Here is a 10,553-nt window from a genome sequence, read left to right as displayed (position 1 = left end):
CAGATGCGCTTGGGTCAGCAGCAGCTTGGCTCCCGAATCCTCAAGCATAAAGCGAATACGGTCCTCTGGATATTCAGGGTCCACAGGGACGTAGGCTCCGCCCGCCTTCAAAATGGCCAAAATCCCGACGACCATTTCAAGGGAACGTTCCGCCATGATTCCAACCAGACCGTCTGGTTGCAGACCACGCTCGCGCAGTGTTCTGGCAAGTCCGTTAGCCCGCTCATTCAGCTCGCTGTAGGACAGGGTTGCCTCTTCACATACGACTGCTGTTGCATCCGGATTACGGACAGCCTGTTCCTCGAACAATGCATGAATCGTTTTGTCACGAGGATAATCTGCCTTGGCTCCGTCCGCATCTTTCATCAGCATCGACTTTTCCTGTGGTGTCACGATATCCAGAGACGACAGCGACATACCCGGATTGGCGGTGACTTCCTGAATAAGCTGTACAAAGTGGCCTGTCATCCGTTCAGCGGTCTCCCGCTTGTAGATTGCAGTCGCGTACTCCAGCGTGCAGTTCAATGCCCCATCCGCTTCACTCACCGTCAACGTGAGGTCGAACTTGGCAGCAGGGTGTACATGATCGTAAGGAGTGAACCGCAACCCTTCTATTTCTTGTTCTCCCTGCTCGATATTTTGCAGGACAAACATGGTATCAAATAGTGGGTTACGACTCAGGTCACGCTGAAGCTCCAGCTTCTCTACCAGCTCCTCGAACGGATAATCCTGGTTTTCATAGGCCCGCAGGGCTGTTTCCTTCACTTCCTGCAAGTAAGCCTCGAAGGGCTTCTCCCCTTCAGGATAAGTACGCAGTGCCACTGTGCCTACGAACATACCGATGAGTCCTTCGAGTGTGGCATGCGATCTTCCCGCCACCGGCGAACCGACAATGACATCTTCCTGACCCGTGTACTTGTGCAAGAGCGCTGTATAGGCGGCCAGCAGCACCATGAACAGGGTAGAACCTGTTCGGGTAGCCAGCTCCTGGAGTGAAGCACTCAGAGAAGCATCAATCTGGAAGTCAATCCGATCTCCCGCAAAGCTTCGTACCGCAGGGCGAACTTCGTCTACTGGCAAATCCAGCACTGGCAAGCTTCCGCGGAATGCATCCAGCCAGTAAGCTTCTTGGGCCTTGAGACCCTCGCTTCGGAGCTGCTCTTGCTGCCATACCGCATAGTCTGTGTACTGGATTTGCAGCGCAGGCAATACGTCGTCTCCTTGGTAGAAACGGAGAAATTCTTCTATGAGGATATTCATAGAAACCCCATCTGAGACAATATGATGCATGTCAAACAACAGTAAATGGCGCTCATGTGCAATTCGAATCAGACCCACTCGTAGCAATGGAGCTTCACCAAGATCGAAAGGACGGACAAATTGCTGAAGGGTAGCTTCTGCCTCTGACTCGCTCAACTCCGCATATTCCACCGTAAACGGAACATCCGGTAGGATCTGCTGTACAGGTTCACCGTTAACGGTCACAAAACGGGTGCGCAGCGAACCATGACGACGAATCAGACGACGGAATGCCTGCTCCAGCCGTTCCCGATTCAGGTCTCCCTCAACCGTAAGGATGCCTGGCATATTGTAGCTCAGCTCTCCGCCTTCCAGCTGACTAAGGATAAACAGCCGTTTTTGGGCTGAGGACAATGGGTAGTGCTCTCGCGCTCCCGCTGTAGGAATTTCTTCGAAATTAAGCGTCATATGGCCCTCAATGGCACGAGCCAATCCTTCAATGGTAGGCGACTCGAACACTTCCCTTAGGCTAATCTCACGATTCATCTCCTTACGAATTCGTGACACTAGCAGAGCCGCACGCAGTGAATGACCTCCAAAATGGAAGAAATTATCCTTCACTCCTGCGTTCTCTACACCCAGCACCTCTTGCCAGATTTCGGCTAATTGGATTTCTACAGGTGTCTTTGGAGCCTCAGATGAAGCAAGTGCCCATCCTCGCTCGCCTTGCAGCGCTTTTCGATCTATTTTTCCGTTCGACGTTAGAGGCATGTCCTCCAGTTGTATGAAGCGAGAAGGGATCATATATCCAGGCAGCATCTCCGACAGAACTGCTCGGAGCTCGGATACCTCAAGCTTCTGAGCAGCTACGAAGTAAGCGACCAGATCCTTGTAGCCGTCATCGCCCTCCACAGCCAAGGCTACGACTTCCTGAACGGACGGCACTCTGAGCATGTGTGCTTCGACCTCGCCCAGCTCGATACGATAGCCACGAATTTTGACTTGGTGATCTATTCGACCGAGGTACTCGATGGTTCCATTCGGTAGCCAACGAACCAGGTCGCCTGTCCGATACATACGCTCTCCTGGAGCATACGGATTGTCTACAAATTTCTCATCCATTAACTCAGGTCGGTTATGATACCCCCGTGCTAACCCGATACCCGAAATGCACAGCTCTCCAGCTACGCCGACAGGCAGCAATCTGAAATGATCATCCAAGATATACACACGATGGTTGGCAATGGGTTGGCCAATGGATACGATTCCTGCGATTGCTTCACTGTTCTGGGCATTCCATATGGTAGTGCATACCGAGTCCTCAGTTGGACCATAGGCATTGAAGTACTGTACATGCTTTCTCCATTTTTCGATCAACTCGACCGACGTAGCCGATCCGGCGGTTAACAGGCACCGCAGTGTTGGCAGACGCTCTGGATCAAGGTGGATAGCGTAGGCTGGCGGCAAAGTCGCTACCGTAATCCCCTTATCGTTCATGAACTGCTCGAACAGGGCATGATCCAAAATCTCTTGTGTGGAAGGAATACACAGAGTAGCACCATGGCTCAGTGTCGTTAAAATTTCCGAAACCGATGCATCGAACGACGGGCTTGCAAACTGAACAATCCGATCCTGCGGTGTTACTTCGAAGAGTCCACGGTATACGTCCGACAGATTGCATAAACCCCGGTGCTCTACTAATACGCCCTTAGGCTGACCCGTCGTGCCAGAGGTATAGATCACGTAAGCCAGATCATCAGAGCCGGCCGTATCCTTCAAATTCGAAGTATCGGCATCATAGGTCGACGGTTCATCCAGCAACAGGACATTTCCCGTCCAGCCTATAGGTTCCAGCAGATGAGCTTGGGCAAGGATCATCTTCGTCCCCGAATCCTCAAGCATGTAGTTAATCCGCTCTTTCGGATACTCTGGGTCAATTGGAACGTAGGCGCCTCCGGCTTTCATAATGCCGTACATCCCAACGATCATATCGGTTGACCGTTCAACAATCAGTCCCACCAGGTCTCCCGTTTTGATTCCTTCAGCGCGCAGTCTTCTCGCCAATCCATTGGCTTTTGCGTTCAGCTCGGCATAGGTCAGCGCCTCGTCCTCAAATAGAATGGCAGTTGCGTCCGGCGTTCGATCCGTCTGCTCCTCCAGCAGCCCGTGAAACGTGGAACGATATTTGGAACTGGCTTCCGCGTCTCCCCATACGTTCAGAATCTGCTCTCTCTCCTGTGGTGTAACCAATTCCAGAGCATCCACGGAAATTGCAGGATTCTCCACAATTTGTTCCATCAGGTGGAACAAGTGGCCCTTGATTTGTTCAATCGTGGCTGGATCATAGACGAGCGCATTGTATTGGAACAACAATCTCATCTCTTTGCCCGGTAGAACAATTAAGTTAAAATCATAATTCGTTTGTTCAAGAAGCTCCGCTTCCTCAATCTCAAAGGCAGCCTCGCCACCTCCCAGACGCTCTACTTCCTCTTCCACAGGATAATTCTCAAACACCATAATATGAGAGATGAGATCCTGCTTTTGGTCCGTCTGAGCCTGAATTTCAAACAACGGGTAGGTGTCGTACATATGAGAAGCCATATACTGCTCCTGCTGTTGCTTCATCAGGACTGTGAAAGGAAGATGTTCTTCCGTTTTCACACGAACTGGAATTGTATTAATGAACAAACCGATCATCCGGTCAATTCCTGGAATTTCAGCCGGTCTGCCTGATACTACACTTCCATATACAACATCCCGACTACCGTTATAGCGTTGAAGCGCAACGCCCCAGATAGACTGTAGCAATATATTCATCGTGACATGAGCATCTCTGGCCACCTTTTCCAGGCGTTCAGTCAATTCCCTGCTGACAGGATAATCCAGCTTCTCTGCTACGTAGCCTTCTCCCTTAGCTGCTCCATCGACTTGAGGTAAAAGCGTCTGTTGTTCGTAACCGGCCAGGTATCGGCTCCAATAGTCGGCCGCAGCTGCTTCATCCTGCTGTTCGAGCCATTCAATATATCGGCTATACGGCTGAACCTCTGCCAGCTGAGGTTCTCTTCCTTCCAGGAGGGCAAAATAGTGTTCAAAGACCTCCTGTGTAATTAATGGAACACACCAACCATCCATGACGATGTGGTGAAAGCTCCACAAGAGACGGAAGCTCTCTTCATCTGTGTGCAAAATCGATACACGCAGAAGCTCATCTTCAGCCAAATTGAAGCCCTGCGCTTTATCTTTAGCCGCAAAAGTCTTCAGGTAAGCTTCACGCTGCGAAGCATCCATCTCACGCACGTCTTCATACACCAATTTGGCGCCTCTATGCCGGAATACGACCTGTAAAGGCTCACCGCCCCAGCCGCTGTAGAAGTTCGTACGCAGGATAGCATGGCGTTCCACCACCGCATCCAGACTTCGCCCGAAGGCGGTCGGATCAAAGCTGCCCTTAAAGTCAAAGGCGGCCTGCTCAAAATAAGCCCCTGTATGCGGCTCAAACATATCATGAAACAGCATGCCCTTCTGCATCGGCGTCAGACTGTACACATTCTCAATATCACCTATGTGGCTGGTCTGCTTCGAAAGTTCCTCCAGATCAGCAATACTCAGTCCTTTGGCAAGTACGTCGCTTGGCGTTAACACAGTTCTCTCCTGGGTTACGCAATGCTGGAGAAGCTGCCGTAGGCTTTCTTCAATATATCCAGCAAGCTGTCTCATGGTAGATGACTTATACTGTTTTCCGTTGTAAGTCATCGTCAGAGTCAAGGCTCCGTCTGTCACCATACCATTGATATCAAGCGCATAAGCTGGCTCTCCCGACAAACTTTGGGCGCTTCCGGTCGGATAAGGAGAAATCTGCAACGAGCTTCCTTGCAAATCCTGATCAAACTGCCCCAGATAGTTAAAAGAAATCTCAGGTTGCAAGTTGAAACTGTCAGCGTCTTCTTGACTGGCCATCGTTTTAAGCAACCCATATCCGATACCTTTATTCGGAATACGACGCAATTCTTCTTTCACAGATTTGATCAAGGCTGACAATTCAAGATTATTTCCCAAATCTAAAATGACTGGGTATTGGCTTGTAAACCAGCCAATAGTACGGGTAATATCGATATTCGGTACGATCGGTTCACGACCATGCCCTTCAAGATTCACAGCGATCTTACCCATGCCAGACCACTTGGATACGGCCATGCCCAGAGCGGCTAATAGCAGATCGTTCGTCTCGGTTTGATAAGCACGATGGGCTTTTCTCAATAGTTGATCGGTTTCTTCCACAGTCCATTGGGCGGTCACCACTTCGCTATCGCGCAATAAAAGGCTTTCCACAGCCTCATCCTTCGGCAACTGCTCGAGCGGCTGAGCCCCCAGCTCTCTCCAATACGCCCGATGAATCTCAATTTCTGGGCTTTCCGAATAACGAGCAAGGGCATCTCCCCAGTCGCGGAAGGAATCCGTCTTCTGCGGGAATGTCAGTGCTTGTCCTTGAATCACCTGCTCATAGCCTGCTGCGAAGTCTTCAAACAAAATCCGCCAGGATACTCCGTCCACCACTAAATGATGGATCACGATCAGCAGGTGGTCTCCATCCTGACAATGGAAAAGCCCTAACTTCATCAGCGGACCTTCTGCCAAATTGATGCTGCGCTGGATGTCGTCCGACAGCGTTGTAATGGCTGCAACCGGGTTGGATTCATTCCGTAAATCAGCAGTGAACAGGCTATACAGCTCTCCTTCTCCAAGATCACGGTTCCAAGCCTCGTAACCATGCTCAGTCTGACGGAAAACCATGCGAAGGGCGTCATGATGCTCAGCGAGTTTTTTCAACACCTGATGCAAGACCGTTTCCTCAAATCCCTGTTCACAATACAGCATGACTGCTTGATTGAAGTGATGGGGCTCTGCCTGCTTCCGCCCAAAGAACCACTGCTGGACTGGAGTCAAGCGAGCCGCTCCACGCACAACTCCCTGTTCAGCCATATGCACAGCCGTTTGTATTTCTGCGCCTAGCTCGGCAATAGTTGGGGATTTGAACAGTTGCTTCATCTCTAACCGATAACCAGCTTGCAGTAACCGTGACGACACCTGGATGGCCTTGATAGAGTCTCCGCCCAATTCAAAGAAATTGTCATGGATCCCCACCTGTTCGGCACCCAGCACTCCTTGCCAGACAGATGCCAAAGCTTCCTCAGCCGGTGTACGAGGAGCTGTATACTTCCGTCCTGTATGCGCACCTACTTGCGGAGCTGGCAGAGACCTGCGATCCACTTTTCCGTTCGACGTTAACGGCATACGATCCATCTGGATAAAGTAGGATGGCATCATATAACCCGGAAGTACCTGCGATAGGGCAAGTCGTACTTCGCCTGCCGTGAGCGTACGATCCGCCACATAATAAGCGCAAAGCTGCTTCTCTCCAAGCTCATCCGCGCGAACGACGACTACGGCTTCAACTACCGACTCCACCTTGGCTAATTGAGCCTCGATTTCGGGGAGTTCGATGCGGTACCCGCGTATTTTGACCTGCTCATCAATTCTTCCCTTAAACTCCAGGTTCCCATCTGGAAGCCAGCGTACCAAATCACCAGTTCGGTAGCAGCGTTCCCCCTCCTTAACAGGGCTAGGGACAAATTTTTCTGCTGTGAGGTCAGGACGATTGAGGTATCCGCGAGCTACACCTTCACCGCCAACAATCAGCTCGCCCCAAGCACCAATAGGCTGTAATTGAAGCGATCCATTGACCACATAAGCGGTCGAGTTACTAATCGGGCGACCAATCGGCACGCCCCCTTCAGCACGACCCGGAATCTTGTAGGTGGTGGAGAAGGTCGTATTCTCTGTCGGACCATAGCCATTGATAGGGACAAGATCAGGATTAGCCTCGATAACACGGTTTATATGGGATATGGACAGTACGTCACCGCCCACCAACAATGCTTTCAATCCTCTGAACAGATACTCATCCTGCAGTGAAAGCTGATTGAAAAGCGGTGAAGTAAGCCACATGGTTGTAATTCCGTATTTGGCAATAGCTGCTTTAAGCCGATCGGCAATCAGGATGTCATCGTTCTCCACAAAATAAAGCTGTCCGCCGTTAAGCAACGCTCCCCATATCTCAAAGGTCGAGGCATCGAAGGCCACGGCTCCCGTCTGCAAAATTCGCGTGGATTCGTTCAGCTCCACATAATTGGTTTCTTTGACCAGACGGATCACGTTCCGGTGTTCAACCATAACGCCCTTCGGTCTACCCGTCGTACCCGAGGTATAGATAACATAAGCGAGTCCCTCTGGCCCCTGGGCCGCTTCCTCAGCTTGACCAAGGTCAGACGCATACGCCTCTTCACTGCTGAGGTCGACAATCGGTAGACCGTAGTCTACATTTATAAGCTCGCCCTTTTGTACCAGTAGTAACTTGGCCCCGGAATCTTCGAGCATATAACGAACCCGGTCTTCCGGGTAATCAGGATCGATCGGCACATAGGCTCCACCTGCCTGAAGCACTGCGAGCATACCAACCACCATCTCGATACTTCGTCCGCCCATAATAGCCACCGGTTGCTCCCTGAGCGTCCCCAAACGACGCAGTGTTTGGGCCAATCGGCTCGCTTTGTCTTCCAATTCAAGGTACGTTAATCGGGCATCGCCGAATACCAGTGCTGTCTGCTCTGGCGTACGCTTGACTTGTTCCGCAAACAGCTCATGAATGGTCTTATCCCTTGGATAAGGAGTAGCTGTCGCATTGAATACTTCAATGATCTGTACTTTCTCCTCAGGTGTAATCATATCAATCTCGGCCAGTTGCACCTGAGGATTGGCCGCGACTGCATGCAGTACCCGGAGCAGGTGCGTTGCCAGTCGCTCTACAGTTTCTCGTCTATACAAAGCCGTACTATACTCAAGGCCAAAGGCTAGTTCAGCGCCCTTCTCCTCTACATTAAGGGACAAATCAAACTTGGCTGTGACGGTGTCCATTGGGTAAGGAGTAAAGTGCACTCCATCCATGTCCTGCTCTTCCTGCTCGGTATTTTGTAATACCAACAGGGTGTCAAAGAGCGGATTGCGGCTGACATCACGTCCTACGCCCAGTTTTTCAACCAATTTTTCAAAAGGATAATCCTGATGCTCGAACGCCTTGAGTGCTGTTTCTTTGACCTCCAGAAGATAATCCTGAAAGGTTTTTTCTCCTGCCGGGTAACTGCGCAAGGCCAGTGTGTTAACAAACATCCCGATAATGCCCTCAAGCTCTGCTTGTGGTCTGCCAGCTACTGGAGAACCTACGACAATGTCTTCCTGTCCCGTATATTTGTGCAGCAGCACCGAATAAGCCGCCAACAACACCATGTATAGTGTAGTACCTGTACGGGATGCAAGCTCTTGTATCGCTTTATTGCCAGACTCATCCAATGTAAAGTCGATTCGGCTACCCTCGAAGCTCCGAACCGAAGGACGCTGGAAGTCCGAAGGCAAATCCAATACTGGCAACTCCCCTTCAAAGGCTTGCAACCAATACGCTTCAAGGTCTTGCCACTCTTTCTCAGACTGTTCCCGTTGCCATACCGCATAATCCTTATATTGAATATGCAGTTCCGGTAGTTGTTCTCCTTGGTACAATTGCGTGAGTTCCTGCACCAGTATTTGAATGGAGACCCCATCTGAAATGATGTGGTGCATATCAAACAGCAATAGATGACGCTCTTCCTGCAACTTCACCAAACCAACGCGCAGTAATGGAGCCTGGCTCAGATCAAAGGCATGGATAAAGTTGTGAATGAGCGTATCTGTTTCCTCCACCAAGGCCTCAGTGTAGTCCAAGGCGAACAGAACATCCTTATGCACATGTTGAACAAGCTCTCCATCCTGCATATAAAAACCGGTTCTCAGGGATTCATGACGCTGGATCAATGCCTTGAACGCAGACTCTAACCGATTGCGATCCAACGGTCCGTCCACTGTGAAAGCGCCCGGCATATTGTAGCTGAGCTCGCCCCCGTCCATCTGTCTCAGCACGTATAACCGCTTTTGCGCTGAGGACACTGGGTATGCTTCGCTTTTCTCAGCCTGTGGAATAGACTCGTATACGGTTGGAATGCGTTCTTTCACCAGTCGCGCCAGGGATTCAACCGTAGGCGATTGAAATACTTCACGCAGCGAAATGCTGCATCCCAGCTCTTTGCGAATCCGCGTAACGAGCAACGTCGCCCGTAGAGAATGGCCACCGATCTCAAAGAAATTATCACGGACGCCCACGCGGGCAGCTCCAAGGATATCCTGCCAGATGAGCACCAGCTGTGCTTCCACTGCAGTTCTAGGGGCCAGATAATCTTCGCCAGATTGTACGCTGCCCTCAGGAGCTGGCAACGCGCGGCGATCCAGCTTACCGTTAGGTGTAAGCGGCATTTGCTCCAGGCGGACAAAATAAGTAGGAATCATGTAAGCTGGTAATTCCGTTGCCAGCTGAGACCGCAATTCTCCTGGCGAAAGATCGCTGGAGGCTACATAGTAGGCGCACAGCAATTTTTGTCCCTGTTCGTCGTCCCGCGCGAGGACAATCGTTTCCCGTACGTTCGGAGCCTTGAGAATTTGGGCTTCGACCTCGCCCAGCTCAATCCGGTAGCCGCGAATTTTAACCTGATGGTCGATCCGGCCCAAATACTCAATATTGCCGTCAGGCAACCAGCGAGCCAAATCTCCAGTTCGATACAAACGCTCACCCGCCCGATACGGATGTTCTACAAATTTTTCAGCCGTCAAATCTGGTCGGTTCAAATACCCACGGGCCAGACCGTCCCCGGCGATGTATAGCTCCCCCGGAACTCCGACAGGCTGCAGGCGTCTGTGTTCATCAAAAATATAAGCGCTAAGCGTTGGAATGGTTCTACCAATATTGCTTTTGCCCGCTTCGATCTCATGTTCAGTGATTTCCTTGTAAGTGACATGGACCGTCGTTTCCGTGATTCCGTACATATTAATCAGTTGCACACCAGGATACTTTGCCCGCCAGTTTTTCAGAAGAGACGGACTCAAGGCCTCACCGCCAAAAATAATCTTTCTAAGACTAAGCTCTGTGGATGAGTGTGCTAACTCTTCTTGTATCACCTGATAAAAATAGGTCGGCGTTTGATTCAAAATAGTAACTTGATTGTCTTTCAACAGCTCCAGGAAAGCTGCCGGACTCTTGGCTGTAAGGGATGGAACAATTACCAGTTTGCCTCCGTAAAGAAGCGCTCCATACATCTCCCAAACAGAGAAATCGAAACAGAACGAATGGAACAGCGTCCATGTATCCTGGGAACTGAAATCAAATAAATTGTTAT

1 protein-coding gene is annotated in these 10,553 nt (G+C 50.6%); it reads right to left on the bottom strand.

The window, feature by feature from the left end:
• On the bottom strand, positions 1–10,553 hold a 10,553-nt coding region (locus AC5V8P_RS18680), incomplete at both ends, for a non-ribosomal peptide synthetase (RefSeq protein WP_495473769.1).

This window comes from Paenibacillus sp. N119s, assembly GCF_059447605.1.
Note: the sequence above shows the minus strand (reverse complement) of the source record. Positions and strands in the feature narration are given on the sequence as shown.